General features: G+C 44.3%; 27 protein-coding genes. 24 read left to right on the top strand and 3 right to left on the bottom strand.

Features of this window, described 5'->3' with window-relative positions; genetic code table 11:
* The first annotated feature begins 60 nt into the window (after positions 1 to 60).
* From GYO_RS35780 to GYO_RS35695, 18 genes are all read left to right on the top strand, one after another.
* Entirely contained in the window at positions 61 to 681 is a 621-nt protein-coding gene (locus tag GYO_RS35780; protein ID WP_238528881.1) for a tetratricopeptide repeat protein, read from the top strand.
* Between the two features lie 25 nt (positions 682 to 706).
* On the top strand, positions 707 to 3103 hold the full coding sequence (recD2, locus tag GYO_RS35775) for an SF1B family DNA helicase RecD2 (RefSeq protein ID WP_014114606.1): 2397 nt from the start codon (positions 707 to 709) through the stop codon (positions 3101 to 3103).
* Positions 3104 to 3159: 56 nt separating this feature from the next.
* Positions 3160 to 3684, top strand: a complete 525-nt coding sequence (locus tag GYO_RS35770; RefSeq protein WP_080010096.1) for a PRC-barrel domain-containing protein — start codon at positions 3160 to 3162, stop codon at positions 3682 to 3684.
* Between the two features lie 11 nt (positions 3685 to 3695).
* Complete coding sequence (locus GYO_RS35765; protein WP_003225893.1) at positions 3696 to 3887, top strand: YrzR-like zinc ribbon domain; 192 nt, start codon at positions 3696 to 3698, stop codon at positions 3885 to 3887.
* 21 nt (positions 3888 to 3908) lie between these two features.
* The gene (locus GYO_RS35760; protein ID WP_003225895.1) at positions 3909 to 4040 is read left to right on the top strand and encodes a YrzQ family protein; all 132 of its coding nucleotides are present in this window, start codon (positions 3909 to 3911) and stop codon (positions 4038 to 4040) included.
* A 97-nt stretch (positions 4041 to 4137) separates the two neighbouring features.
* Positions 4138 to 5199, top strand: coding sequence for an AI-2E family transporter (locus tag GYO_RS35755; protein WP_014114604.1), 1062 nt, complete (start codon positions 4138 to 4140; stop codon positions 5197 to 5199).
* A gap of 333 nt (positions 5200 to 5532) precedes the next feature.
* Entirely contained in the window at positions 5533 to 8169 is a 2637-nt protein-coding gene (gene alaS / locus GYO_RS35750; protein ID WP_014114603.1) for an alanine--tRNA ligase, read from the top strand.
* 84 nt (positions 8170 to 8253) lie between these two features.
* On the top strand, positions 8254 to 8520 hold the full coding sequence (locus GYO_RS35745) for an IreB family regulatory phosphoprotein (RefSeq protein ID WP_003225903.1): 267 nt from the start codon (positions 8254 to 8256) through the stop codon (positions 8518 to 8520).
* 7 nt (positions 8521 to 8527) lie between these two features.
* Positions 8528 to 8944 carry a Holliday junction resolvase RuvX gene (gene ruvX / locus GYO_RS35740; protein WP_003225905.1) on the top strand — a complete coding sequence of 139 codons (417 nt, stop codon included), beginning with the start codon at positions 8528 to 8530 and terminating at the stop codon, positions 8942 to 8944.
* Between the two features lie 17 nt (positions 8945 to 8961).
* Complete coding sequence (locus GYO_RS35735) at positions 8962 to 9243, top strand: DUF1292 domain-containing protein (protein ID WP_003237470.1); 282 nt, start codon at positions 8962 to 8964, stop codon at positions 9241 to 9243.
* 140 nt (positions 9244 to 9383) lie between these two features.
* Entirely contained in the window at positions 9384 to 10466 is a 1083-nt protein-coding gene (mltG, locus tag GYO_RS35730; protein WP_014114601.1) for an endolytic transglycosylase MltG, read from the top strand.
* Positions 10467 to 10616: 150 nt separating this feature from the next.
* Positions 10617 to 11270: an O-methyltransferase gene (locus tag GYO_RS35725; RefSeq protein ID WP_014114600.1), complete on the top strand. Its 654-nt coding sequence runs from the start codon at positions 10617 to 10619 to the stop codon at positions 11268 to 11270.
* A 5-nt stretch (positions 11271 to 11275) separates the two neighbouring features.
* The gene (locus GYO_RS35720; RefSeq protein WP_014114599.1) at positions 11276 to 12205 is read left to right on the top strand and encodes a peptidase U32 family protein; all 930 of its coding nucleotides are present in this window, start codon (positions 11276 to 11278) and stop codon (positions 12203 to 12205) included.
* An 18-nt stretch (positions 12206 to 12223) separates the two neighbouring features.
* Positions 12224 to 13492: a peptidase U32 family protein gene (locus GYO_RS35715; protein ID WP_014114598.1), complete on the top strand. Its 1269-nt coding sequence runs from the start codon at positions 12224 to 12226 to the stop codon at positions 13490 to 13492.
* 5 nt (positions 13493 to 13497) lie between these two features.
* Positions 13498 to 14133, top strand: coding sequence for a uridine kinase (udk, locus tag GYO_RS35710; protein ID WP_003225916.1), 636 nt, complete (start codon positions 13498 to 13500; stop codon positions 14131 to 14133).
* Between the two features lie 250 nt (positions 14134 to 14383).
* Positions 14384 to 14857 carry a transcription elongation factor GreA gene (gene greA / locus GYO_RS35705; protein WP_003225918.1) on the top strand — a complete coding sequence of 158 codons (474 nt, stop codon included), beginning with the start codon at positions 14384 to 14386 and terminating at the stop codon, positions 14855 to 14857.
* A gap of 53 nt (positions 14858 to 14910) precedes the next feature.
* A complete protein-coding gene (locus GYO_RS35700) occupies positions 14911 to 16665 on the top strand; it encodes a peptidoglycan D,D-transpeptidase FtsI family protein (protein ID WP_014114597.1) in 1755 nt (584 codons plus the stop codon).
* Between the two features lie 64 nt (positions 16666 to 16729).
* Positions 16730 to 17428: a YrrS family protein gene (locus GYO_RS35695; protein ID WP_041521020.1), complete on the top strand. Its 699-nt coding sequence runs from the start codon at positions 16730 to 16732 to the stop codon at positions 17426 to 17428.
* A gap of 36 nt (positions 17429 to 17464) precedes the next feature.
* On the opposite strand, the gene GYO_RS35690 is transcribed toward GYO_RS35695, so the two are convergent.
* Positions 17465 to 17668, bottom strand: coding sequence for a YrzA family protein (locus tag GYO_RS35690; RefSeq protein ID WP_003225924.1), 204 nt, complete (start codon positions 17666 to 17668; stop codon positions 17465 to 17467).
* Between the two features lie 191 nt (positions 17669 to 17859).
* Between GYO_RS35690 and GYO_RS35685 the strand changes: the two genes are divergently transcribed.
* The 5 genes from GYO_RS35685 to GYO_RS35665 all read left to right on the top strand — a co-directional run bounded on the left by GYO_RS35685 (position 17860) and on the right by GYO_RS35665 (position 21658).
* Positions 17860 to 18501, top strand: coding sequence for a class I SAM-dependent DNA methyltransferase (locus tag GYO_RS35685; protein ID WP_014114595.1), 642 nt, complete (start codon positions 17860 to 17862; stop codon positions 18499 to 18501).
* A 20-nt stretch (positions 18502 to 18521) separates the two neighbouring features.
* Positions 18522 to 19217: a 5'-methylthioadenosine/S-adenosylhomocysteine nucleosidase gene (mtnN, locus tag GYO_RS35680; protein WP_014114594.1), complete on the top strand. Its 696-nt coding sequence runs from the start codon at positions 18522 to 18524 to the stop codon at positions 19215 to 19217.
* Positions 19218 to 19280: 63 nt separating this feature from the next.
* Entirely contained in the window at positions 19281 to 20204 is a 924-nt protein-coding gene (locus GYO_RS35675) for an O-acetylserine dependent cystathionine beta-synthase (protein ID WP_014114593.1), read from the top strand.
* 1 nt (position 20205) lies between these two features.
* A complete protein-coding gene (locus tag GYO_RS35670) occupies positions 20206 to 21345 on the top strand; it encodes a bifunctional cystathionine gamma-lyase/homocysteine desulfhydrase (protein WP_014114592.1) in 1140 nt (379 codons plus the stop codon).
* A gap of 82 nt (positions 21346 to 21427) precedes the next feature.
* Complete coding sequence (locus GYO_RS35665) at positions 21428 to 21658, top strand: YrhC family protein (protein WP_014114591.1); 231 nt, start codon at positions 21428 to 21430, stop codon at positions 21656 to 21658.
* Positions 21659 to 21694: 36 nt separating this feature from the next.
* Here the strand turns inward: GYO_RS35665 and GYO_RS35660 are convergent, their stop codons facing one another.
* Positions 21695 to 22177 (bottom strand): helical membrane plugin domain-containing protein, encoded by a 483-nt coding sequence (locus tag GYO_RS35660; RefSeq protein ID WP_003225938.1) that lies wholly within the window; start codon positions 22175 to 22177, stop codon positions 21695 to 21697.
* Between the two features lie 18 nt (positions 22178 to 22195).
* Complete coding sequence (gene fdhF, locus GYO_RS35655; RefSeq protein WP_080010137.1) at positions 22196 to 25138, bottom strand: formate dehydrogenase subunit alpha; 2943 nt, start codon at positions 25136 to 25138, stop codon at positions 22196 to 22198.
* Between the two features lie 313 nt (positions 25139 to 25451).
* Here fdhF and GYO_RS35650 point away from each other — a divergent pair, with 313 nt between their 5' ends.
* The gene (locus GYO_RS35650; protein ID WP_003237353.1) at positions 25452 to 25820 is read left to right on the top strand and encodes a Na-translocating system protein MpsC family protein; all 369 of its coding nucleotides are present in this window, start codon (positions 25452 to 25454) and stop codon (positions 25818 to 25820) included.
* Positions 25821 to 25943 lie beyond the last annotated feature (123 nt).

Here is a 25943-nt window from a genome sequence, read left to right as displayed (position 1 = left end):
TGGGGTTTTTTAATGAAAGGAAGATGATCGGTGGATTATAATCAACTCGGTATAGAGGCGATGCAGGAAGGCGATTACGAGAAAGCGGCAGAGGCATTTACAAAAGCGATTGAAGAAAATAAAGAAGACGCAATTCCTTATATCAATTTTGCTAACCTGCTTTCATCCGTAAACGAGCTGGAACGGGCGCTTGCGTTTTATGATAAAGCGCTTGAATTAGACAATAACGCAGCCACTGCTTATTATGGAGCAGGAAATGTCTATGTTGTAAAAGAAATGTACAAAGAAGCGAAAGACATGTTTGAAAAAGCGCTTCGAGCCGGGATGGAAAACGGCGACCTGTTTTACATGCTCGGAACGGTTCTTGTCAAGCTCGAACAGCCTAAGCTTGCACTGCCGTATTTACAAAGAGCGGTCGAACTGAATGAAAATGATACGGAAGCGCGCTTTCAATTTGGGATGTGCTTAGCGAACGAGGGCATGCTGGACGAAGCGCTCAGCCAATTCGAAGCTGTAACAGAGCAAGATCCGGACCACGCCGATGCATTTTATAATGCGGGTGTTGCTTATGCTTATAAAGAAAATCGAGAAAAAGCACTGGAAATGCTGGACAAGGCGATCGACATCCAGCCAGATCATATGCTTGCGCTTCATGCTAAAAAACTAATCGACCCATCATAACAGGCACAGGAGGAGGGAAAAGCTCGTGCAGCAGCATCCGGATCAGCTTAAACTGGAGGAAGAGCCCTATTTAAAGGGGACAGTCAACACAGTCATCTATCATAACGACACCAATTTATATACGGTTCTGAAAGTAAAAGTCACAGAGACCTCCGAAGCGATTGAAGATAAAGCCGTATCCGTGACGGGCTACTTCCCTGCGCTTCAAGAAGAAGAGACCTACACGTTTTACGGAAAGATCGTAACCCATCCAAAATTCGGGCTCCAATTTCAGGCGGAGCATTTCAAAAAGGAGATCCCGACGACTAAGGAAGGCATCATTCAGTATTTATCGAGTGATTTGTTCGAGGGAATCGGCAAAAAAACAGCTGAAGAAATTGTGAAAAAGCTGGGCGACAGTGCCATTAATAAAATTTTGGCCGACGCTTCAGTGCTTTATGATGTTCCGAGACTGTCAAAAAAGAAAGCTGATACGTTAGCCGGCGCTTTGCAACGGCATCAGGGACTTGAGCAAATCATGATTTCCCTGAATCAGTTCGGCTTTGGCCCTCAGCTGTCTATGAAAATCTATCAGGCCTATGAATCCGAGACGCTTGAAAAGATTCAGGAAAACCCTTATCAGCTTGTGAAAGATGTAGAAGGGATCGGGTTTGGGAAAGCGGATGAGCTTGGCAGCAGAATGGGACTTTCGGGTAATCATCCTGAGCGGGTAAAAGCCGCCATTTTGTACACGCTTGAAACGACTTGTCTGTCAGAAGGGCATACGTACATAGAAACGGAGCAGCTGATTATCGACACCCAATCACTGTTGAACCAGTCAGCAAGGGAAGGACAGCACATCACAGAAATGGATGCCGCTAACGCGATTATTGCCCTTGGAGAAAATAAAGACATTGTCATAGAAGACGGCCGCTGTTATTTTCCATCGCTGTTTTACGCAGAACAAAACGTTGCAAAGCGTGTGAAACATATCGCAAGCCAAACCGAATATGATGACCAGTTTCCTGAATCAGAATTTCTGCTCGCTTTAGGAGAACTGGAAGAACGGATGAATGTTCAGTATGCCCCGAGCCAGAAGGAAGCGATTCAAAAAGCCCTTTCCTCACCGATGCTTCTTTTAACGGGAGGCCCGGGAACAGGGAAAACGACGGTAATCAGAGGAATTGTCGAACTATACGGAGAGCTTCACGGCGTGTCACTAGACCCGTCAGCTTATAAAAAGGATGAAGCTTTTCCGGTTGTATTGGCCGCACCGACAGGAAGAGCGGCGAAACGGATGAGTGAATCAACGGGTCTTCCGGCAGTCACGATACACAGGCTGCTTGGCTGGAACGGCGCTGAAGGCTTTACCCATACAGAGGATCAGCCGATCGAAGGAAAGCTGTTAATTATCGATGAAGCCAGCATGCTTGATATATGGCTGGCGAACCACTTGTTCAAGGCGATCCCTGATCATATTCAAATCATCATTGTCGGAGATGAAGATCAACTGCCTTCTGTCGGTCCGGGCCAAGTGCTGAGAGACCTTTTGGCATCTAAGGTAATTCCGACTGTGAGACTGACAGACATCTACCGCCAGGCTGAGGGGTCATCAATCGTTGAGCTTGCCCACCAGATGAAAAATGGATTGCTGCCGAACAATTTGACTGCCCCGACGAAGGACCGTTCCTTTATTCGCTGCGGTGGCTCGCAAATAAAAGAAGTAGTCGAAAAGGTTGTCGCCAATGCATTGAAAAAAGGCTATACGGCAAAGGACATACAGGTTCTCGCCCCGATGTACAGAGGGAAAGCAGGCATCAATGAACTGAACGTGATGCTGCAGGACATCTTGAATCCTCCTAAAGAAAAACGGAGAGAATTGAAGTTCGGAGATGTTGTCTACAGAACCGGAGATAAAATTTTGCAGCTTGTCAATCAGCCGGAAAACAATGTGTTCAACGGAGATATTGGCGAAATCACGTCGATATTTTATGCGAAGGAAAATACAGAAAAAGAAGACATGGCCGTTGTTAATTTTGACGGCAATGAAATGACATTTACGAAAAAAGATTTTAACCAGTTTACCCATGCGTATTGCTGCTCTATTCATAAATCGCAGGGAAGTGAATTTCCGATTGTGGTTTTGCCTGTTGTAAAAGGCTACTATAGAATGCTCAGAAGAAACCTTCTTTATACAGCTATTACAAGAGCAAAGAAATTTCTCATTTTATGCGGGGAAGAGGAGGCGCTGGAGTGGGGCGTAAAAAATAATGACGCAACTGTCAGGCAGACTTCCTTGAAAAACAGGCTGTCATTACAGATTGAGGAAATGGATGCCGAGCTTGAGGCTTTGCAAAAAGAGCTCCCGTTCAGTGTGCACGATGCCAATATTGGTATGGAAGGCATTACACCATTCGATTTTATGAAAGAAGAACAGCCGTAAAAAGGCTCCCGTGTTAGCGGGAGTTTTTTCATTTGCAGTGGAAGTGATTTCATCGTATGAGTCAAAGGCGCAAAGCAAAACCTAAGCCTGTTCAACAAAAGGTGGTTGATCACACTTTGAGAACATGCCATGAGATAGAAGGATTCCCAGTATACTCAGAACGAACTTCTTGTTATCTTGGGACAATTTCCGATATTTGTTTTTCTCTGACAGGAGATTGTCTCGGGTTTATTCTTGCACAAAAACGGTTTTTGCATCATCATCATGCACTTTTACGGGCGTGTGATATCTCTTGCATTCTTGATGACCGCATATTGGCCTCGGTCAGTTCTGGCCAGCTTCTGCCTCTTCCGAAGCCATGCTTCACATACGAGCAGATGAAAATGAAGCTTGTGAAATCGCAAGAGGGAGATATATTGGGGATGCTGGAAGATGTATACTTTTGTTTGGACAGGGGCATAATCGTAGCATATGAACTCTCGGACGGTTTCTTTTCTGACCTGGCGGGAAGCAAGCGCCAGATCCAAAAAGCGGATTCGCTTGTCGAGGTGCGGAAAGATGAGATCGTTCTGAACGGATAGAGGTGTGAAATATGCTTATATGCCCGAACTGCAAAAGTAAGGATATCGGGAAAATTGGCGTGAACCAATATTATTGCTGGGGTTGTTTTATTGAACTGACAGTCGCGAAAGGGAAGATTGCAACTCATCAGGTGGAAGAGGACGGAACGTTAAGCAGCTTGGATGATTTGTTTTCTGAGGATGAACGCAGCATCAATTTTTGATCATGAAGGGAGATGCGCAGGATGAATCGGACGATGACTTCTCTTTTGGCATTAGGAGCCGGGGCTCTCGTGTACCGAATGGCGACTCAATCCGATATGCTGAATAATCGAAGCATGAAGCGGATGAGAAGAAGAATAACGAAAATGTTTTAATGTGAAAAAGGATACTCTTTGAAGAGTATCCTTTTTGTTATGAGGAGAGAGAATAATTCCCACCGTTCCTCAAAAGATATAGAAGAGGTGAAAGCAGATGCTTCAAAAACCGGTGCAGCTTTTGTTGTGGGTGGCAATTTGTTTGCTGGTCCTGTTAACAGTTTACGTCTTTTTTATGCTTGATATGTTATGGTCGCCTTTTTGGCTCGTCATAAAAACGATCTTTATTCCCTTGATCATTTCTATTTTTATTTCTTATTTATTGCTTCCGGTCACGGAGTGGCTGCACGGCAAAGGATTGCCGAGGACTTTGAGCATCCTGGTGATTTATGTTCTTTTTTTTGGCGGAATTGGCTGGGCGCTGTATAAAGGGGTGCCTGTTTTAATTGTGCAGCTGACGGATTTATCAGAAAATATACCTATGTTTGCCGAAACGTATAACGGGCTCCTTCTTCATGTGCATAACCATACTGATGACTGGCCTGACGGCATGCACCATCGTATAGATAAAATGATCCGCCAGACGGAGGCGTTTTTTGCGGGAACGATAGAAGGTGCAATCAGCGGGATCCGCAACGTGCTTGATTATTTCTTAATTGCGGCAACAATTCCTTTTCTCGTGTTTTATATGGTAAAGGATATTGAGTTGATGAAAAAGACAGTATGGTATTTGACTCCGAAGTCGTGGAGAAAGCGGGGAAACGCCTTTTTGCGGGATGTGGATGACTCCCTTGGCGATTACATCCGCGGCCAGCTTCTGGTCTGCTTGATTCTCGGCGTGATGGCGGGCATTACGTTCTGGATATTCGGACTTCCGTATCCGTTGATCTTAGGTCTTATTTCTGGGATAACGAATGTCATACCGTATTTTGGTCCGTTTATCGGAGCGATTCCTGCGCTTTTAATTGCGATGACGGTCTCAGTCAAAGCGATTCTTGTTGTGGTGATTACAGTGTTTATTCTGCAGTTTATGGAAGGGAATATCCTCAGTCCGTTCATTGTCGGCAGAAGCCTTAAAATGCATCCTGTCGTCATCATGCTTGCACTGCTTGCCGGAGGAGAGCTTGCGGGAATCGTCGGAATGATTCTGGCTGTTCCTGCGACGGCTGTTTTAAAAGTGATGATGATCCATTTTTTACGGATGCGGACGGAGCATTGACATTGGCGTGCAGCTTGTCTATAATTTCTCGTAGAATACATACGAATCTCGAGTGACGGATCTGAGTACGCCGAAGCCCTGTTAAAGAGAGAAGCTCCGTAAGCTGAAAGGAGCTTTATCAGAAGATCGGAGGAAGCTAATCCTGAGTGCAGTTAATCACTGCCGCATATCCTGCGTTACAGGGTAAAAGGTGACGGGCGAATGTTAAGGCCCGTAATCAGGGTGGTACCGCGAGACAGCTCTCGTCCCTGTGTAAACGCGTGGTTTGCATAGGGGGAGGGCTTTTTTGCTGTCACTAAAGAGAATTTCGATTTTTATAGAGGAGGAAATACAATGAAACACTTAACTTCTGCGGAAGTGCGTCAAATGTTTTTGGATTTCTTTAAAGAAAAAGGACATGCGGTAGAGCCAAGCGCGTCATTAGTGCCTCATGAGGATCCTTCATTGCTTTGGATCAACAGCGGTGTTGCGACGCTGAAAAAATATTTTGACGGCCGTGTCGTTCCGGAAAATCCAAGAATCGTAAACGCTCAAAAAGCGATCAGAACAAACGATATAGAAAATGTAGGTAAAACTGCGCGACATCACACATTCTTCGAAATGCTCGGAAACTTTTCCATCGGCGATTATTTCAAAGAAGAAGCCATTACATGGGCGTGGGAGTTTTTAACGAGTGACAAGTGGATCGGTTTCGACAAAGAGCTTCTCTCTGTTACGGTTCACCCTGAAGATGAAGAGGCGTATGAATTCTGGGCGAAAAAAATCGGTATTCCTGAGGAAAGAATTATTCGCCTGGAAGGGAACTTCTGGGACATCGGTGAAGGACCGAGCGGACCGAACACGGAGATCTTCTACGACCGCGGTGAGGCATACGGAAACGATCCAGAAGATCCGGAGCTTTACCCAGGCGGAGAAAACGACCGTTACCTGGAAGTATGGAATCTTGTGTTCTCTGAGTTCAACCATAACCCTGACGGTACGTACACGCCGCTTCCGAAGAAAAACATTGATACGGGCATGGGGCTTGAAAGAATGGTATCAGTCATCCAGAATGTCCCGACAAACTTTGATACCGATTTATTTGTTCCAATCATCAAAGCAACAGAAACCATTTCCGGTGAAACATACGGCACAGACAATGTGAAAGATACTGCGTTTAAAGTGATTGCCGACCACATCAGAACGGTTGCCTTTGCTGTCAGTGACGGAGCGCTTCCGTCAAATGAAGGCCGCGGCTATGTATTAAGACGCTTATTGCGCCGGGCTGTGCGTTATGCCAAAACGATCAACATCCACCGTCCGTTCATGTACGATTTAGTGCCGGTTGTCGCTGAAATCATGGCTGATTTCTATCCTGAAGTGAAAGAGAAAGCGGATTTCATTGCAAAAGTCATCAAAACCGAGGAAGAGCGCTTCCACGAAACACTTAATGAAGGGCTTGCCATCCTGTCAGAAATGATCAAAAAAGAAAAAGACAAGGGCAGCAGCGTTATTTCAGGTGCTGACGTGTTTAAATTGTACGATACGTATGGATTCCCGGTTGAGCTGACTGAAGAATACGCAGAAGACGAGAACATGACGGTTGACCATAAAGGCTTTGAAGAAGAAATGAATCAGCAGCGTGAACGGGCAAGAAACGCTCGCCAGGATGTCGGCAGCATGCAGGTGCAGGGCGGCGCATTACGCGAGGTGACCGATGAAAGCACATTTGTCGGGTACTCTCAAACAAAAGCTGATGCCAATGTCATTGTGCTTCTTCAGGACGGCCAATTAATTGATGAGGCTCATGAAGGAGAAAGCGTACAAATTATTCTTAATGAAACACCATTCTATGCTGAAAGCGGCGGCCAAATCGGGGATAAAGGCTATCTCCGCAGCGAACAGGCAATAGTGAGAGTTAAAGATGTGCAAAAAGCGCCGAACGGCCAGCATGTGCATGAAGGTGTTGTCGAGAGCGGTACTGTACAAAAAGGCTTGCATGTAACTGCTGAAGTTGAAGACCATATGAGAAGCAGCGTCATTAAAAACCATACGGCAACGCATTTATTGCATCAGGCACTAAAAGACGTTCTAGGAACTCATGTCAATCAGGCAGGATCTCTTGTGACTGAAAACCGTCTTCGTTTTGACTTCTCGCATTTTGGCCAAGTGACAAAAGAAGAGCTTGAGCAAATTGAAAGAATCGTAAACGAAAAGATCTGGGCCAGCATCCCGGTCAGCATCGACTTGAAGCCGATCGCGGAAGCAAAAGAAATGGGCGCGATGGCTCTGTTCGGCGAAAAATACGGCGATATTGTCCGGGTCGTTCAAGTCGGAGATTACAGTTTAGAGCTATGCGGCGGCTGTCATGTCAGAAATACAGCAGAAATCGGTCTGTTTAAAATCGTTTCTGAATCTGGAATCGGAGCAGGCACAAGACGGATTGAAGCTGTAACGGGACAAGGCGCTTACGTCGAAATGAACAGCCAGATTTCAGTATTACAGCAGGCTGCTGACGAGCTGAAAACAAATATCAAAGAAGTGCCGAAACGGGTTGCGGCTCTGCATGCTGAACTGAAGGAAGCACAAAGAGAAAATGAATCTCTTCTTGCGAAACTCGGCAACGTGGAGGCAGGAGCGATTCTGTCGAAAGTAAAAGAAGTTGACGGCGTGAGTGTGCTTGCGGAAAAAGTAAATGCGAAAGATATGAACCATCTGCGTACAATGGTGGATGAACTCAAAGCAAAGCTTGGCTCTGCGGTGATCGTGCTTGGTGCGGTACAAAACGATAAAGTCAATATCTCTGCCGGAGTCACAAAGGATCTCATTGAGAAAGGCCTACATGCCGGCAAGCTGGTCAAACAAGCTGCGGAAGTTTGCGGCGGAGGCGGCGGAGGCCGTCCGGATATGGCACAGGCAGGCGGCAAACAGCCGGAAAAATTAGAAGAAGCTTTGGCTTCTGTAGAAGATTGGGTGAAATCCGTTTTATAATTTGCCCATGTAGTGTAGAATGATGGTAAGATTAGGACCCCAGGCTGAACTTTGCCTGCGAATTTGGGAAAGAGGTGCAAAACGGTGAGCTCGTTTGATAAAACGATGAAATTTAATTTCTCCGATGATTCTGCTGAGACTAACGTAAATGAGGTGCTGATTACAGTGTATGACGCGCTTCAGGAAAAGGGCTACAATCCAATCAATCAGATTGTCGGATACTTGCTGTCAGGTGATCCCGCTTATATTCCTAGGCATCGTGACGCTCGCAATTTAATTCGCAAACTTGAAAGAGACGAATTAATCGAGGAATTGGTGAAGTCTTATTTAGAACAGCATAAAGAGGCGTAAATAAAAAATGAGAATATTAGGACTCGATTTAGGAACCAAAACACTCGGTGTTGCTCTGAGCGATGAAATGGGCTGGACTGCCCAAGGCATTGAGACCATAAAGATCAATGAAGCGGAAGGCGATTATGGTTTATCCCGTTTATCTGAACTGATAAAGGAGTATACTATAGATAAAATCGTGCTCGGCTTTCCTAAGAACATGAACGGAACAGTCGGCCCGAGAGGCGAAGCCAGCCAAACATTTGCGAAAGTGCTTGAAACAACGTACAATGTTCCTGTTGTGCTGTGGGACGAGCGTCTTACCACAATGGCGGCTGAAAAAATGCTGATTGCCGCTGATGTCAGCAGGCAAAAACGAAAAAAAGTCATTGATAAAATGGCGGCTGTTATGATTTTGCAAGGATATCTTGACAGTTTAAATTAAAGCCAGAGGTGAAGGAAATGGAACACGGCGAAAAAAATATTACAATTGTTGACGATCAAGGAAATGAACAGCTTTGTGAAGTGCTGTTTACATTTGAAAACGAAGAGTTTGACAAGTCTTATGTGTTGTACTACCCAATCGAAACAAAAGATGATGAAGAAGTAGAAATTCTCGCTTCCAGCTTCACGCCAAACGAAGACGGTGAAAACGGTGAGCTATTCCCGATCGAAACTGACGAAGAATGGGATATGATCGAAGAAACACTAAACACGTTCTTAGCGGACGAAGACGAAGAATAAAACACCGCGCCAAACCAAAGCCGGAGCCATACTGCTCCGGCTTTTTTCTGCTGTATCAAGGCCCCTTTCCACCTTTTTTTGTAATAAATTGCCGAAATACAATGAATCATGTAGTATAAGAGCTGATGGGAGGAGACCTAATGTATATCAATCAGCAAAAAAAATCATTGTTCAATAAAAAAAGAATCATACTGTCTTCCATTATTGTGCTGCTTCTCATCATTGGCGGGGCATTTTTATATGGGAAATCATTGCTTGAACCTGTAGAAAAAGACAGTAAAACGACAGTTAACATTCACATTCCGAGCGGCTCGTCTGTTTCGTCCATCGCATCGATATTAAAGAAAAACGATGTCATAAAAAGCGAGAAGGCTTTTCAGTATTACGTGAAATATAAAGGCGCTTCCGGGTTTCAGGCGGGATTCTACCATCTGAATAAAGGAATGGATTTGGATGAGATAATTCATAAGCTGACAAGCGGGGCCACAAGCTATGCCTTTCAAATTACCGTGACTGAGGGAGCACAGCTGACACAAATTGCGGCCGCTATTGCTGATGAAACGAAATACTCTAAAAAACAAATCATAGCGAAGCTGGACGATGAAACATTTATCAATCAGCTGAAGAAAGAATTCCCGGACACTGTGACAAACGATGTTTTCAATAAAAACATTAAGCATCCGCTGGAAGGGTACCTGTTCCCGGCTACATACCCTTTTGACGATCCTGACACGTCACTTGAAGACATTATCACGGCAATGATCAAACAGACAAATTCTTACGTGGAAACATACAAATCAGAATTGAAGAAAAATAAACTATCTGTGCATAAGCTGCTGACGATGGCTTCTCTGATTGAAGAAGAAGCGACTGAAAAAGCCGACCGCCATAAAATTGCGAGCGTCTTTTATAACCGCCTGAAGAAGAAAATGCCGCTCCAAACAGATCCGACCGTGCTGTACGCGGCAGGCAAGCATAAAGATCGGGTACTTTATAAGGATCTGGAAATCGATTCACCGTACAATACGTACAAAAACACTGGACTGACGCCAGGGCCGATTGCCAATGCTGGCATGTCGTCATGGGAAGCGGCGCTGCATCCAGATCAAACGGACTATCTGTACTTCTTGGCCAAATCAAATGGTGAGGTCGTATTTACAAAAACGCTAAAAGAGCATAATAAAGCAAAAGAAAAATACATTACCTCAAAAAATGAGAAATAAAAGGAGAGCAAAAAGCTCTCCTTTTATTCGCTTTCCGCAAGGTTTTATGATAAAATATATCGGGTTGTTTACCGATGTATCATGATGTATTCAGAGAGTGTCCTGTGTAAAAAGACTGGGGCACTCCTTTTTAGAACGGAGCTGTTTGTTGTGACTGACCGGTATGAACAAATAAATGACTATATAGAAGCATTATTGAAGCCTCGGCCGGAAAACGTGAAGAAGCTTGAAGCATATGCAGAAGAACATCATGTCCCGATCATGGAAAAAGCGGGCATGGAGGTGCTGCTTCAAATTTTGTCTGTGAAACAGCCGAAAAAAATACTAGAAATCGGAACGGCCATTGGTTATTCCGCCATTCGAATGGCGCTGGAGCTGCCGTCTGCTGAAATATATACAATTGAACGCAATGAGAAACGGCATGAAGAAGCGGTAAACAATATCAAGGAATTTCAGCTTGATGACCGGATTCATGTTTTTTACGGAGACGCGCTTGAATTAGCCGACGCCGTTCATGTAACCGCGCCTTACGATGTCATTTTTATTGACGCTGCAAAAGGTCAGTATCAAAACTTTTTTCATTTATATGAACCGATGCTTTCACCGGACGGGGTGATTTTAACAGACAACGTGCTGTTTAAAGGTCTGGTGGCAGAGGATTACAGCAAAATAGAACCGAAAAGAAGGCGCAGGCTGGTAACAAAAATTGATGAATATAATCATTGGCTGATGAATCATCCCGATTATCAAACTGCGATTATTCCTGTCGGGGATGGACTTGCGATTAGTAAAAAGAAGAGGTGAACGTCATGAAAAAACCAGAGCTCTTAGTGACGCCGACGAGTACGGCGGACATTTTGCCGCTGATACAGGCGGGAGCAACTGCGTTTTTAGTTGGGGAACAGAGATACGGCTTGAGATTAGCCGGAGAATTTTCTCGTGAAGATGTAACAAAATCCGTAGAGATTGCTCACAAAGAAGGGGCAAAAGTATACGTTGCTGTAAATGCAATTTTCCATAACGATAAAGTAGGGGAGCTTGGCGAATATCTGGCTTTCTTAGCGGAAACCGGTGTCGATGCAGCGGTATTCGGTGATCCTGCCGTGCTTATGGCTGCTCGTGAATCTGCGCCTGACCTGAAGCTTCATTGGAGCACAGAAACGACAGGCACCAACTACTATACATGCAACTACTGGGGACGAAAAGGCGCGGCGCGTTCTGTGCTTGCCAGAGAGTTAAACATGGACAGCATTGTGGAGATTAAAGAAAACGCTGAAGTCGAAATTGAAATCCACGTGCATGGAATGACGTGCATGTTCCAATCGAAGCGTTCTTTGATTGGAAACTATTTTGAATACCAAGGCAAAGTCATGGACATTGAAGGAAAGAAAAAAGAATCGGGCATGTTCTTGCATGATAAAGAACGTGATAATAAATATCCGATTTTCGAAGATGAAAACGGCACGCACATCATGAGCCCGAACGATGTGTGCATCATTGATGAGCTTGAGGAATTGATTGATGCAGGCATTGATTCTTTCAAAATCGATGGTGTCCTGAAAACGCCTGAATACCTAATAGAAGTCACCAAAATGTACAGAGAAGCGATTGATCTGTGTGTGGAAAACCGTGACGAATACGAAGCGAAAAAAGAAGACTGGATTGAACGCATAGAAAGCATCCAGCCAGTTAACAGAAAAATCGATACCGGATTCTTCTTCAAAGAAACGGTTTATTAATCAAAAGGAGGTTAAGCTATGACTGCCGTAAATGATAAAATATCCACAATCGTCAATGGGAAGCGTGTGATTACAAAAAAGCCGGAGCTCCTCGCACCTGCGGGTAATCTTGAAAAGCTGAAAATCGCTGTTCATTACGGAGCGGACGCGGTCTTTATCGGAGGACAGGAATATGGGCTGCGTTCAAATGCCGATAACTTTACGATCGAAGAAATTGCAGAAGGCGTTGAATTCGCGAAACAATATGGCGCGAAGATCTACGTAACGACAAATATTTTCGCCCATAATGAAAACATGGACGGGCTTGAAGAATACTTGAAAGCACTTGGAGACGCCAACGTTGCCGGCATCATTGTGGCAGATCCGCTTATTATCGAAACATGCCGCAGAGTGGCGCCGAATGTTGAGGTTCACTTGAGCACACAGCAGTCTCTTTCAAACTGGAAGGCTGTCCAGTTCTGGAAGGAAGAAGGCCTTGACCGCGTCGTGCTGGCACGTGAAACAAGCGCTCTGGAAATCAGAGAAATGAAAGAAAAAGTAGATATCGAAATCGAATCCTTTATTCACGGCGCGATGTGTATCGCATATTCCGGCCGCTGTGTCCTGAGCAATCACATGACAGCGCGGGATTCCAATCGCGGAGGCTGCTGCCAATCATGCCGCTGGGATTATGATCTTTATCAAACAGACGGTGCCAACGCCGTTGCTTTGTACGGTGAAGAAGATGCGCCATTTGCGATGAGCCCGAAAGATTTGAAGCTGATTGAATCCATTCCGAAAATGATCGAAATGGGCATCGACAGCTTAAAGATTGAAGGTCGCATGAAATCAATTCACTATGTAGCAACAGTTGTCAGCGTATACCGCAAAGTCATTGACGCTTATTGCGCTGATCCGGATAACTTTGTGATTCAAAAAGAATGGCTTGAAGAGCTTGATAAGTGCGCCAACCGGGACACTGCGACAGCTTTCTTTGAAGGAACGCCAGGCTATGAAGAGCAAATGTTCGGTGAGCACGCCAAAAAAACGACGTTTGATTTTGTCGGCTTAGTGCTGAATTATGATGAAGACACACAAATGGTCACACTTCAGCAGCGCAATTTCTTCAAAAAAGGCGACGAAGTGGAATTTTTCGGTCCGGAAATCGAAAACTTTACACATACGATTGAAACCATTTGGGACGAAGACGGTAATGAGCTAGATGCTGCCCGCCATCCTCTGCAAATTGTCAAATTCAAACTAGACAAAAAGATTTATCCGAGCAACATGATGAGAAAGGGGAAGTAACACCCATGGGTAAGAATCCAGTAGTCATTGGAATCGCAGGAGGTTCCGGTTCAGGAAAAACGAGTGTCACACGGTCCATCTATGAACAATTTAAAGGGCACTCGATTTTAATGATCCAGCAAGACCTTTATTATAAAGACCAAAGCCATCTTCCATTTGAAGAAAGGCTCAACACAAACTATGATCATCCACTTGCGTTTGATAATGACTATTTAATCGAGCATATTCAAGATCTATTGAATTACCGCCCGATTGAAAAGCCGATTTACGACTATAAGCTTCACACACGTTCAGAAGAAACGGTTCACGTAGAGCCCAAGGATGTTATTATCCTTGAAGGCATTCTAGTTCTTGAAGACAAAAGGCTCCGTGATCTGATGGATATCAAGCTTTACGTTGATACAGACGCTGACTTGCGTATCATCAGACGGATTATGAGAGATATTAATGAGCGCGGCCGCTCTATTGACTCTGTCATTGAACAATATGTGTCAGTTGTCCGCCCGATGCATAACCAATTTGTCGAGCCGACGAAACGATACGCTGATATTATTATCCCGGAAGGCGGACAGAATCACGTCGCAATTGATCTGATGGTCACAAAAATCCAAACCATTCTTGAACAAAACGCGATTTTGTAATACCATAGCATAGACATAAATAACTCTGACCATATTATGTATAGGCAGGAAGGGGATGTGCAAATTCCCTTCTTTCCCTGTTTATAAACGCGAAATATTTGCAGAACGACAAGATTCAGTTTAAGATAAACAGTACCTATATGGGAGAGAAGAACGAGGACTGCCCTGTGTTCTCATTCTTGTATTTTTTAGTTTATGCTCTCATACATAATCGAAGATGTTGAGGGACAACCAGAAGGAGTGAAGGGACATGGCACAAGAGAAAGTTTTTCCTATGACTGAAGAAGGAAAACAAAAACTTGAACAAGAATTAGAATATTTGAAAACGGTTAAACGAAAAGAAGTAGTAGAACGCATCAAAATTGCGAGAAGTTTCGGAGACCTTTCCGAGAACTCTGAATACGATTCAGCGAAAGAAGAGCAGGCATTCGTAGAGGGTCGTGTGACGACTCTTGAAAATATGATCCGCAACGCGAAAATCATTGAAGATGACGGCGGCTCTAACGTTGTCGGTTTGGGTAAAACCGTCACTTTCGTCGAACTGCCTGACGGTGATGAAGAATCATATACAATCGTTGGAAGCGCTGAAGCTGATCCGTTTGAAGGAAAGATCTCAAACGATTCACCGATCGCAAAAAGCCTGCTGGGCAAAAAAGTAGATGAAGAAGTCACAGTTCAAACACCGGGCGGAGAAATGCTCGTGAAAATTGTGAAAATTTCATAATATCCGTTTAGCAAAGAAACACCTCGTCCACAATGTGGGTGAGGTGTTTTTTTATGAAGATATCGAAACGAATGAAGCTGGCAGTCATTGCTTTTTTGGTCGTGTTTTTTCTGCTTCTGCTAAGGCTGGCGGAAATCCAGCTGTTTTTCACAGAGTCATTTTCAAAAAAGAAAATCAATTTGATCCAGGAAAGCGTGAAACAGCGGACGGAGGAAGTGCTCATTTCTGACGGAAGAGGCTCCTTTTTAGATCGAAACGGGCAGGCGCTGACCGGCCAAAGCGAGCCTGCGGTTGTCTTGTTTCCTTTTCTGCTGACGCAGGATTGGCCGATCAAAAAGGTTGCGGACATCCTCGACATGTCTGAAGATGAACTGCACCAGACACTCGCAAAAGCGAAAAAACCGGTCATTTTGCAACAAAAGAAAATCAAAACACTTTCGAAACAATCCATCACAAAAATCAATTCTTTGAAATATCCCGGCGTTTACGGCGTATATATGGAGAATGAAGACAAGCCCAGCCTTGCTTCACATACAATAGGGAGCACGAATCAAGATCCGGCGCTTCTCCGCAAGAAATATCCTGATATGGAGAACCTTCCGATTACAACAAAAATCGGTACAACCGGTTTAGAACGGACATTTGATGAGTTTTTGCTTCCGGAACAAGACACAAAGCTTTTATATCATGTGGACGGAAAAGGAAACCCTTTGTTTGGCATGGACGTCAAATATACAGCTGAAGCCAATACATTTTATCCGCTCCAGATCAAAACAACGATCGATCAAAGCATTCAAAAAGCGATGGAGGAGGTATTGGATGAACAGGGGCTGAAAAAAGGAGGAGCTGTGCTGCTGGACATCGAAAATAGCAGCGTTCTGGGAATTGTAAGCAAACCGGATGCCGATGTCTCACGGCAAAACACGCTTCAAAATTATATGCTGACGCCAATCTATCCCGGTTCTGTTTTTAAAACAGTCATTGCCGCAGCTGCGATCGAAAATGATACGGTGAAGCCGAGCCAAACCTTTAATTGTAATTTAAACCTGTACGGGGAACCGGGCGACGACAAAGGAACCTTGTCTTTTGATGAAAGTTTTGCCCAAAGCTGCAATTACACATTTACGAGTCTTGCAGAACAATTAATGAAAAAAGACAGCTCGGTTATTGAAGACATGTCCGAAAAGCTGGCTCTCACTGATCGGGCAGGCTGGGAAGGAAAACTGTATCACGAAACAGATTTCCGCCAGTTGTATAACGAAAAAAGCGGCGTGATTTGGGGGGATGAAAAAGACAAATCAGTCAAAAAAGCCATTGCGCAAACAGCGATCGGGCAGAAAAATGTAAGGGTAACGCCACTCGAGGTAGCCAATATGATGGCGACAATCGCCCGCGGCGGAGACAAGCGGCAGGTGAAAATCGCTGAACAAATTGAATATAAAAACGGCACAACACTCGTTAAGTTTAAAGATCAAAAGCTCAAAGGAGAAACGATAGATAAATATACGGCACAGCAGCTTCAAAAAATGCTGCGGCGGGTGGTGGAATCTCCTTCCGGAACGGGCAGAAGGTTTCAGGATCTTCCGTATACTGTAGCAGGGAAGTCAGGCACAGCCCAGACAGGCAAACTTTCAAAGGAGAAAGAAACGCTCTATGAAAAATGGTTTGCCGGATATTTTCCGGCGGATAAGCCGAAATACGCTCTTGTCGTTTTACACATGGATACGCCGGGGGATAAGGCTCTGACAAATTCGGTGTTTTATGATATTGTTAAAAAAGTACACGAAATTGAAATCAATAAGAAATAGAACAACTTCTCAGCACATGGTAAAATATATGCTGAGCCAAGAGGGATAAAGGAGTGCAGAATTATTGAGCAATAATCAATCTCGTTATGAAAACCGTGATAAGCGCAGGAAAGCTAATTTAGTGCTTAACATTTTAATCGCAATCGTATCCATACTAATTGTCGTAGTAGCAGCTAATCTCTTCATTAACAGTCCTTCTAGCAAAGATGTCAGCAAGGATTCTGAAACAGCGCAAAAACAGGAATCTCCGGCTTCAGGAAAGACGGAAAAGAAATCGGACGAAGATATAAAAGACAGCAAGAAAGATACATCTGACAGCGAAAAGGATTCTGAGAAATCTTCTGACTCAGATTCCAAAAAAGATGATTCTTCTTCTAAAAATGATGATTCTGATTCAGACTCAAGCTCAGATTCAGATGACCCGCTTAAAGACGCAAAAGTTACTGAAGGCGGCTCATCAAGCGACGTGGAAAAAACGTATGAAAATCCTGACTGGAAAGCAGTCGGAACTGAGCAGACGGGCGAGCACGCAGCCACTTATGACTCAAGCTCACAAGACTGGGCTGAGATGCTAAAAGCCATTTCATATGCAACTGGTGTTTCAACAGATCACATGACGGTGCTCTGGCTCGGAAACAACGGCAGCCCTCAGGATGCCAAAGGCAAGATTTTAGACAAGACGACTGGGGATAAATATCAAGTCACGATTACATGGGTTGATGAAAAAGGCTGGAAGCCGACAAAAGTAGAAAAACTAAAATAAACAAAAGCAGCCGGTTAAGAGCCGGCTGCTTTTGTTTTAGGCCTCAGCTGCGAAATGAACAACCGCGCTGTACAATATTCTTCCGTCTGCCACAGCAGTTTGGTGTGATACAGATTTCACCCGGAGCATGATGGCTTTATTGTTTTCAATTTGTGTATTGATTTTCTTTTCAAGCTCCTGCAATGAAGCCGCTTCGAAAAATTCCACTTTGTCTTTTATCAAATCTAATTGAAAATTCATCTCTCGACCCTCCAGCTTTCACAAGTCATATGAAGTATAAGCTTTTTTGCGGTAAACGCGCAATATAGATGGCATAAAATACACAAAGTGTTTTAGTACCTGCTTTCTGGAAGATGTGGTATTATAGGAACTGTTCCATCATTAATTCATAGTATGCATATAGGAATTATAAAATATGGAGTGTGACAAATATGGGGCGTGAATTTATCCCTCTCTTTGAAGATTGGGCAGCAACTTATGACCAAACAGTACAAGGTTTTGATATTCAGTATAAAGAAGCATTCAGAGGCTACGATGATATCCTTGATGCCATCGTCAGCAGGTCTGGAACGCATGTGTTAGAATTTGGCCCGGGAACGGGGAATTTGACAGCCAAGCTGCTGGAGGCGGGCAAATCTGTATTTGGAATTGAACCGTCTCCAGCAATGCGCAAATTGGCTTCTGACAAGCTTTCAGGCAGGGCGGAAATCGTTGACGGAGACTTCCTGGCATTTCCTGAACCGCCATTTCATGCTGACACAATTGTCAGTTCATATGCTTTTCATCACTTGACCGACGAAGAAAAGCGGGCTGCCATAAAGCAATATGGCAAATACCTTCACTTGCATGATAGAATAGTGTTTGCCGATACCGTCTTTGAAGATATGCAAGCATATCAACAGGCTATTGATAAAGCCCGTTCTCAAGGCTTCTATCAGCTGGCAAATGATTTAGAGACGGAGCATTATCCTACATTGGATGCGTTGAAAGCGATGTTTACAGCTGAAGGTTTTGCAGTCCAATTCACTCAGCAAAACGACTTCGTGTGGATAATGGAGGCGATCAAACGGTAAAGTGAAGGGAATGTGAATAGATGAAACTAGCAGTCATCGGAGCAATGGAAGAGGAAGTTACCATCCTAAGAAGCAAACTTGAAAATGCAAAAACAGAAACAATCGCACACTGTGAATTTACAACAGGCGAATATGAAGGAACCGAAGTGATTCTTTTAAAATCAGGAATTGGAAAAGTAAATGCTGCCATCAGCACAACGCTTCTGCTTGACCGTTACAAGCCTGATTATGTCATTAACACAGGCTCAGCGGGCGGATTTCATCATACACTGAATGTAGGAGACGTCGTTATTTCTACTGACGTTCGCCACCATGATGTAGATGTAACAGCCTTTGATTATGAATACGGTCAGGTTCCGGGTCTTCCTGCTGCTTATGCGGCAGATGAAAAGCTGATCAGCATCACTGAAGAAGCAATTTCTGAACTAGACGGCATTCAGGTCGCAAAAGGAACGATCGCAACAGGCGATTCTTTCATGAACGATCCAAAGCGGGTTGAAGAGGTGCGTGCGAGATTTTCTGATCTGTACGCGGTTGAAATGGAGGCTGCGGCAGTGGCTCAAGTGTGCTATCAATTTAAAACGCCGTTTGTCGTCATCAGAGCGTTATCTGATATCGCAGGAAAAGAATCACATGTATCATTTGACCAATTTTTAGAGCAGGCGGCTGTCAATTCAACAGAGCTTGTGTTAAAAGTGATCAAACGAATTCATTAAAAACGGGGGAGAATTCTCCTCCGTTTTCCCTAAAAACAACCTCTATCAAGGAGGAGGACATATATGACTGTTATTACGGACATTACCGAGCTGATTGGGAACACACCGCTTCTCCGCCTGAAGAACTTTGATGTCCCTGAGGGAGTCGCAGTGTATGCCAAGCTTGAAATGATGAATCCCGGTGGAAGCATCAAAGACAGACTGGGAGATATGCTGATCCGTGACGCCCTGGAGTCGGGAAAGGTGAAGCCCGGCGGAGTGATTATAGAAGCCACGGCAGGCAATACAGGGATCGGCCTTGCGCTGAGTGCCAGAAAATATGGGTTAAAAGCGATTTTCTGTGTCCCTGAACATTTCAGCACAGAGAAGCAGCAAATTATGCAAGCGCTTGGAGCATCAATTATTCATACACCGCGTCAAGACGGAATGCAGGGAGCCATTCAAAAAGCCATTCAGCTTGAGACAGAAATTGAAAATTCTTATTGCGTTTTGCAATTTAAAAACCAAGTAAATCCATCGACTTACTACAAGACGCTTGGACCTGAAATATGGGAAGCGCTTGACGGCAATATTCATACGTTTGTCGCAGGGGCAGGATCAGGGGGCACATTCGCAGGAACTGCTTCCTTCTTAAAAGAAAAACATCCAGCAGTCAAAACAGTGATTGTTGAACCAGAGGGCTCCATTTTAAATGGCGGAGAGCCACACGCTCATAAAACAGAAGGCATCGGCATGGAGTTCATCCCCGATTATATGAATGAGAGCCATTTTGATGAGATCTACACCGTAACAGATGAGAATGCGTTTAGACTTGTGAAAGAAGCGGCAGAAAAAGAAGGTCTGCTGATCGGAAGCTCTTCAGGTGCAGCGCTTTATGCAGCATTGGAGGAAGCGAAAAAAGCATCCGCAGGAACAAACATTGTCACCGTATTTCCTGACAGCAGTGATCGATATATCAGCAAACAAATATACGAAGGAGGCATCTGATATGAAGAAAAAAACATTGATGATTCATGGGGGAATCACAGGTGATGAGAAAACAGGCGCAGTGTCCGTGCCTATTTATCAAGTAAGCACGTACAAGCAGCCGAAAGCAGGGCAGCATACCGGCTATGAGTATTCAAGAACGGCCAATCCGACAAGGTCCGCTCTCGAAGCACTTGTGACAGAGCTGGAAGGCGGGGAAGCAGGCTATGCGTTCAGTTCTGGAATGGCTGCTATTACAGCGGTTATGATGCTGTTTAACAGCGGAGATCATGTCGTGTTGACTGATGATGTGTATGGCGGAACATACCGCGTGATGACAAAGGTACTTAATCGTCTTGGCATTGAATCAACATTTGTCGATACAAGCAGCAGAGAAGAAGTTGAAAAAGCGATTCGCCCAAACACAAAAGCCATTTATATTGAGACACCGACAAACCCGCTGCTCAAAATCACCGACTTGGCGCTCATGGCTGATATCGCAAAAAAAGCGGGTGTTCTGCTTATCGTCGACAATACCTTTAACACTCCTTATTTTCAGCAGCCGCTTACTTTAGGAGCTGATATCGTGCTTCACAGTGCGACAAAATATCTTGGCGGACACAGTGACGTCGTCGGCGGTTTAGTTGTGACAGCTTCGAAAGAGCTTGGAGAAGAGCTGCATTTTGTGCAAAACTCCACAGGCGGCGTCCTTGGCCCTCAAGATTCCTGGCTGTTAATGAGAGGAATCAAAACATTGGGACTCAGAATGGAAGCGATCGATCAAAATGCGCGGAAAATCGCAAGTTTTCTGGAGAATCATCCTGGTGTCCAAACGTTATATTATCCTGGTTCTTCAAATCATCCCGGACATGAGCTCGCAAAAACACAAGGGTCTGGCTTCGGTGGCATGATCTCCTTTGATATCGGCAGTGAAGAGCGGGTTGATGCATTTTTAGGGAATCTGAAACTGTTTACCATTGCTGAAAGCCTGGGCGCGGTAGAAAGCTTAATTTCTGTTCCGGCAAGAATGACACATGCCTCTATTCCGAGAGAGCGCAGGCTTGAATTAGGCATTACGGACGGATTGATTAGAATTTCTGTAGGAATTGAAGATGCGGAGGATTTGCTGGAAGATATTGAGCAGGCGCTTGAAAATATATAACAAATGGATAGAATTACTTTCTCTGTAAGCTGCCAGATTATATTATAATAGTCGTATACTATGAATCTGGCAGGTGATTCTTTTGAATAAAAATAGAATGAAATCTTTAAAAGAAGACTACAAGCATTTTGCTTTTACATTGCTTGCAGTCAGCACTTTTTTATATATAGGCGCAGTTCTTCCCGATCAAGGCTTAACGTTAGGCCAGAAATCGATGATGTTTTTGGCGGATTGCGTGTTTTTAGCAGGTGCCTTCTTTTGCGTTGATCGTTCATTGATTTACAAGAAGCGTTTGGAAGAAGCCGACGAATAAAAAACAGCCATCAACTCAGCGATGGCTGTTTTTTTATTATTTTTCTTGGAGTTCTTTTCCCATGCCTTTTAAAAACTGAAGGCCGAAGCCGACGGCTCTGTTGATATCAGGATCGTTCATGGCTTTTAAAAGGTCAAGAATTCCCACTTTCTTGTCTTCTTTTAAAAAGCTTTGCGCCTGTTCAGTTCCAGCCATCACGCTTTCTAAAAGCTTTCCTGTGAACTCAGGATCTGCTTTTGTTAATGCGCCTCCGGCGGCCATCATCGTGTTGATGAGATTGGTGACAGGCTCACGCGAAACCTGGCCAAGCGCAATCTTGGCGATGTCTTCTTTCGCTCTCAGCATGCTTGTTGCCGCGTCAAAAATTCCAAGTTCATTCAGTTCATTCATTAACGTCATCGTTTTAGAGACGGCATCTTCATTTTCCGCCAGCAGCTCTTTCAGCTCTTCTATTTTTTCAAGCTTGATTTGTTCTGCTGTTTTTGTTTCTTTTTTGATCGTCGTAATCGGAGTGGCCATTCGTTTTCCTCCTTTCGTTTAATCAGTCAGATGGACATAGCCCGGACGGTTCCATTTTCTTTCTGCTTCGACCCCGTTTTGCGGGTGCCGTTTTTTGTTCCGCGGATTTGTTTTCGGAAGCGGCGCTGTTTCGCAGCCTCCAAGCACCTCCATGCGGACCTTCGTCTGTTTATAAGCAGGCGTGTTCGTCCGTTTATCAGCTGCAGGCCCCGTCAGGAAGTTAATCGCTGACTCTTTGTCTGTTGAGTTCATTGGCAGATAAAGTTCATTTTTCCGCACACGGTCTGTGATCAGCGCGTTTAATTTGACTGCTCCAAACGGAGAAACGAGCCGTACAAGCGAACCGTCACAAACATTCCGCTCCTGTGCAAGCTCAGGCGAGATTTCAACAAATACATTCGGCACTTTTGCTTGAATGCCTTTCGATTTATTTGTCATGTTTCCTTCGTGGAAATGCTCCAGCATCCGGCCGTTATTAATATGAAGATCATATTCTTCCGGAAATGCCGCTGGCTCAGTCCAATCAGAAAGGGCAAAGCGGGCTTTTTTGTCAGGGAAATTAAATCCGTCTTCATACAGAAGCGGTGTGCTTTCACCTGAGTAGCTGCCCCATAGGAAGCTGTTCCAGCCTTCAAGCACCTCATAGCTTGCTTTGGCAAACAGAGGAGAAAGGCTCGCCATTTCTGAGAAAATGTCACTTGGATGGCTGTAATTCCAGTTCGCTCCTAAGCGGTTTGCCACCTCTTGAATGATCCACCAATCCGGTTTCGCGTCACCAAGTGTCGGCAGCGCCTGATATAATCGCTGCACGCGGCGTTCAGTATTGGTAAATGTTCCGTCTTTCTCAAGTGAAGGAGTAGCCGGCAAGACGACATCAGCATATTGAGCTGTTCTTGACAAGAAGATATCCTGAACCACGAAGAAATCAAGGCTTGATAAAATATCATGCACATGGTTCGCATTTGAATCGACAAGTGCCATATCCTCACCGACAAGATACATTGCTTTCATTTTTCCTTCTTCAATGGAATGAAGCATTTGAATATTATCTAAACCAGGCTTTCCATCAATCTCGACACCATAAGCCTCTTCAAATTTAGCGCGGGCTTTTTCATCTGTTATATGCTGATATCCAGGCAGCCAGCCAGGCAGTGTTCCCATATCGCAAGCGCCTTGTACGTTATTGTGTCCGCGCAGAGGATAAGCGCCGGCACCCGGACGGCGATAGTTGCCCGTAGCAAGAAGCAGGTTTGAAATCGCTGCTGACGTATCAGAACCGCCTGTATTTTGTGTGACACCCATTCCCCAAAGGACACAAGTTCCATCAGCGTCACGAATCATTTCGGCAATTCGAATGATGTTTTCTTTAGAAAGGCCTGTGATGCGTTCCGCATAATCAAGCGTATAGGTTTTAAGCGTTTCTTTATAATCTTCAAAGTAATTCACGTTCTCATCAATAAACGCCTGATCGTGCCAGCCTTGGTCGATCATATATTTCGTAACAGCCATCAGCCAAACTTGGTCTGTTCCTTGTTTAGGGCTGATGAATAGATCAGACCGCTCAGCCATCTCATTTTTGCGCAAGTCGGCAACGATCAGTTTTTGACCGTGGAGCTTGTGCGCCCGTTTGACACGTGTTGCAAGCACCGGATGTCCTTCCGCCGGATTGGCGCCGACAATGATGACGAGACCGGCCTTGGCAATATCTTTAATCGTGCCGGCGTCACCGCCCATGCCGACAGTGCGGAACAATCCGTCGGTAGCAGGAGACTGGCAGTAGCGTGAGCAGTTATCGACGTTGTTTGTTTCAAATACCTGACGCGCTAATTTTTGAATGACATAGTTTTCTTCATTCGTAATTTTAGAAGAAGAAATAAACCCAACAGATCCATTGCCGTACTGCTCTTTAATCGAGCCTAATCTGCTTGCGACAAGATCGAGGGCTTCTTCCCAAGAAGATTCCACAAATGCCCCGTTTTTACGGATTAAAGGCTTTGTGATCCGCTCTTCAGAATTGACGAAATCCCAGCCGAATTTCCCTTTGACACATGTAGAAATCGCGTTAACCGGAGCGTCAGAAACAGGTTGGATCTTTAAAATATCCCGTCCTTTTGTCCATACTTCAAAAGAACATCCGACACCGCAGAACGTACATACAGTTTTGGTTTTTTTCGTTCTCGTTTCACGCATTGCCGCCTCGACTTCAGAAATGGCAAAAATGCTGCCGTAATCAGGTTCAACGTTTTTCACGAGGTCAATCATCGGTTCCATGACATCCTCTTTGATGCCTGTCATAAAGCCAGCCTGCCCGAGCATTGATTTTTCCATCAGCGCATTACATGGGCACACTGTGACACACTGGCCGCAGCTGACACAAGAAGATTCATTGATCGGAACTCCCTCATCCCAAATCACGCGAGGACGTTCGCGTTCCCAGTCGATTGAGAGTGTTTCATTTACCTGAAGGTTTTGACACACCTCAACACACTGGCCGCAGGCAATACATTGGTTCGGATCATAGCGGTAAAACGGGTGAGACATGTCAACCGCGCAAGACGGATCTTCTTTTGGCGTGTATGGGTATTTTTGATGCTCGATCCCCATCATTTCCGCTGTATTATGCAGCGTACAGTTCCCATTGTTGTTATCGCAAACCGTACAATACAGCAAATGATTTTCAAGAAGGCGGTCCATCGCTTCGGTTTGCGCTTCTTTCACCCGATTTCCGGAAAGATCAATTGACATTCCATTTTCTGCGACCGTAGAGCATGACCGAACCAGCTTGCCGTTTGCCTCTACAATGCAAGTATCACAAGTTTGAATCGGGTCAACCTCTGGTACGTGGCAAATCTGTGGGTACTCAATTCCGTTTTCATTTAAAATATCTAAAATTGTGGCCCCTGCTCGTGCTTGAATTTCTGTTCCGTCAACACGGACACTGATCGACTTAACGTCCATCATATTCATATTCCCCTCCATCTTTCTTTCAAGAGTCAAAAAAAGCCATGTATAGATACACCTGTCCTTAATTCTAAGAAGGCGTAAACACACATGGCGGAATAGTTCACTAGCAAGTCTTACTAACAGACCAATCCTTGATTTTTATAAACCGATAGACTCATAACAAGATCTTATTACAAATCCATCAACACTGCTTTTATTATAAAGTGATATTTATTATAATACAATATATCAGGAAAATTTTAACCAAGTGAAATGTCCTGAGGGGAACCGGGAAAAGCCTGATGAGGCAGTATCGGAAGGGGTAATCAGCATGTCTAAAAAAATTCATGAGTTCAATGATATTATTCGAAAACTTCGCAAAGAATTGTTCGGAAAAGGACCTGAACGGATTCATACTGTATTTGTAGAAAACATGGCAGTCTCAACACTGTACGGAAATCTGAGTGCAAGCGAGCAGTTTATCGCCCGCACGCCTGAAGGAAGAGAAATGGTACATGCGGCCCGGACAAGCCTGATTCAAGATCTTTATTCCAAACAAACGCCGGAAGGAATGGAGGAACTGATGGGGGCTAAGCTTGTCCATTTGTTTTCTGATATTAAAATTGAGGAAAATATCGCTGTATCTGTGTTTGTCTTTGACAAAAAAATAGATGATCAAAAAGAAGCTCTGCAAAGCTAGCATATTTATTATTGACACAAATTTGTCACATTTGATATGATGTTGCTACAGTTATAGAAGGCAAAAAGCAATGGGATTGTATGCACGAACTGTATATATTCTCTTTCAATATCTTAATTCTGC

It is taken from the genome of Bacillus spizizenii TU-B-10 (assembly GCF_000227465.1).
Classification (GTDB): Bacteria; Bacillota; Bacilli; order Bacillales; family Bacillaceae; genus Bacillus; species Bacillus spizizenii.
Note: the sequence above shows the minus strand (reverse complement) of the source record. Positions and strands in the feature narration are given on the sequence as shown.

Coding starts and splice junctions, on each gene's coding strand:
- GYO_RS35715 (WP_014114598.1), top strand. CDS start 12,224: ATGACTGCCGTAAATGATAAAATATCCACAATCGTCAATGGGAAGCGT.
- GYO_RS35720 (WP_014114599.1), top strand. CDS start 11,276: ATGAAAAAACCAGAGCTCTTAGTGACGCCGACGAGTACGGCGGACATT.
- alaS (WP_014114603.1), top strand. CDS start 5,533: ATGAAACACTTAACTTCTGCGGAAGTGCGTCAAATGTTTTTGGATTTC.
- GYO_RS35780 (WP_238528881.1), top strand. CDS start 61: ATGCAGGAAGGCGATTACGAGAAAGCGGCAGAGGCATTTACAAAAGCG.
- greA (WP_003225918.1), top strand. CDS start 14,384: ATGGCACAAGAGAAAGTTTTTCCTATGACTGAAGAAGGAAAACAAAAA.
- GYO_RS35690 (WP_003225924.1), bottom strand. CDS start 17,668: ATGAATTTTCAATTAGATTTGATAAAAGACAAAGTGGAATTTTTCGAA.
- GYO_RS35765 (WP_003225893.1), top strand. CDS start 3,696: ATGCTTATATGCCCGAACTGCAAAAGTAAGGATATCGGGAAAATTGGC.
- GYO_RS35675 (WP_014114593.1), top strand. CDS start 19,281: ATGACTGTTATTACGGACATTACCGAGCTGATTGGGAACACACCGCTT.
- GYO_RS35755 (WP_014114604.1), top strand. CDS start 4,138: ATGCTTCAAAAACCGGTGCAGCTTTTGTTGTGGGTGGCAATTTGTTTG.
- mltG (WP_014114601.1), top strand. CDS start 9,384: ATGTATATCAATCAGCAAAAAAAATCATTGTTCAATAAAAAAAGAATC.
- GYO_RS35660 (WP_003225938.1), bottom strand. CDS start 22,177: ATGGCCACTCCGATTACGACGATCAAAAAAGAAACAAAAACAGCAGAA.
- udk (WP_003225916.1), top strand. CDS start 13,498: ATGGGTAAGAATCCAGTAGTCATTGGAATCGCAGGAGGTTCCGGTTCA.
- GYO_RS35650 (WP_003237353.1), top strand. CDS start 25,452: ATGTCTAAAAAAATTCATGAGTTCAATGATATTATTCGAAAACTTCGC.
- GYO_RS35670 (WP_014114592.1), top strand. CDS start 20,206: ATGAAGAAAAAAACATTGATGATTCATGGGGGAATCACAGGTGATGAG.
- GYO_RS35685 (WP_014114595.1), top strand. CDS start 17,860: ATGGGGCGTGAATTTATCCCTCTCTTTGAAGATTGGGCAGCAACTTAT.
- ruvX (WP_003225905.1), top strand. CDS start 8,528: ATGAGAATATTAGGACTCGATTTAGGAACCAAAACACTCGGTGTTGCT.
- GYO_RS35735 (WP_003237470.1), top strand. CDS start 8,962: ATGGAACACGGCGAAAAAAATATTACAATTGTTGACGATCAAGGAAAT.
- GYO_RS35760 (WP_003225895.1), top strand. CDS start 3,909: ATGAATCGGACGATGACTTCTCTTTTGGCATTAGGAGCCGGGGCTCTC.
- GYO_RS35770 (WP_080010096.1), top strand. CDS start 3,160: ATGAGTCAAAGGCGCAAAGCAAAACCTAAGCCTGTTCAACAAAAGGTG.
- mtnN (WP_014114594.1), top strand. CDS start 18,522: ATGAAACTAGCAGTCATCGGAGCAATGGAAGAGGAAGTTACCATCCTA.
- GYO_RS35700 (WP_014114597.1), top strand. CDS start 14,911: ATGAAGATATCGAAACGAATGAAGCTGGCAGTCATTGCTTTTTTGGTC.
- fdhF (WP_080010137.1), bottom strand. CDS start 25,138: ATGATGGACGTTAAGTCGATCAGTGTCCGTGTTGACGGAACAGAAATT.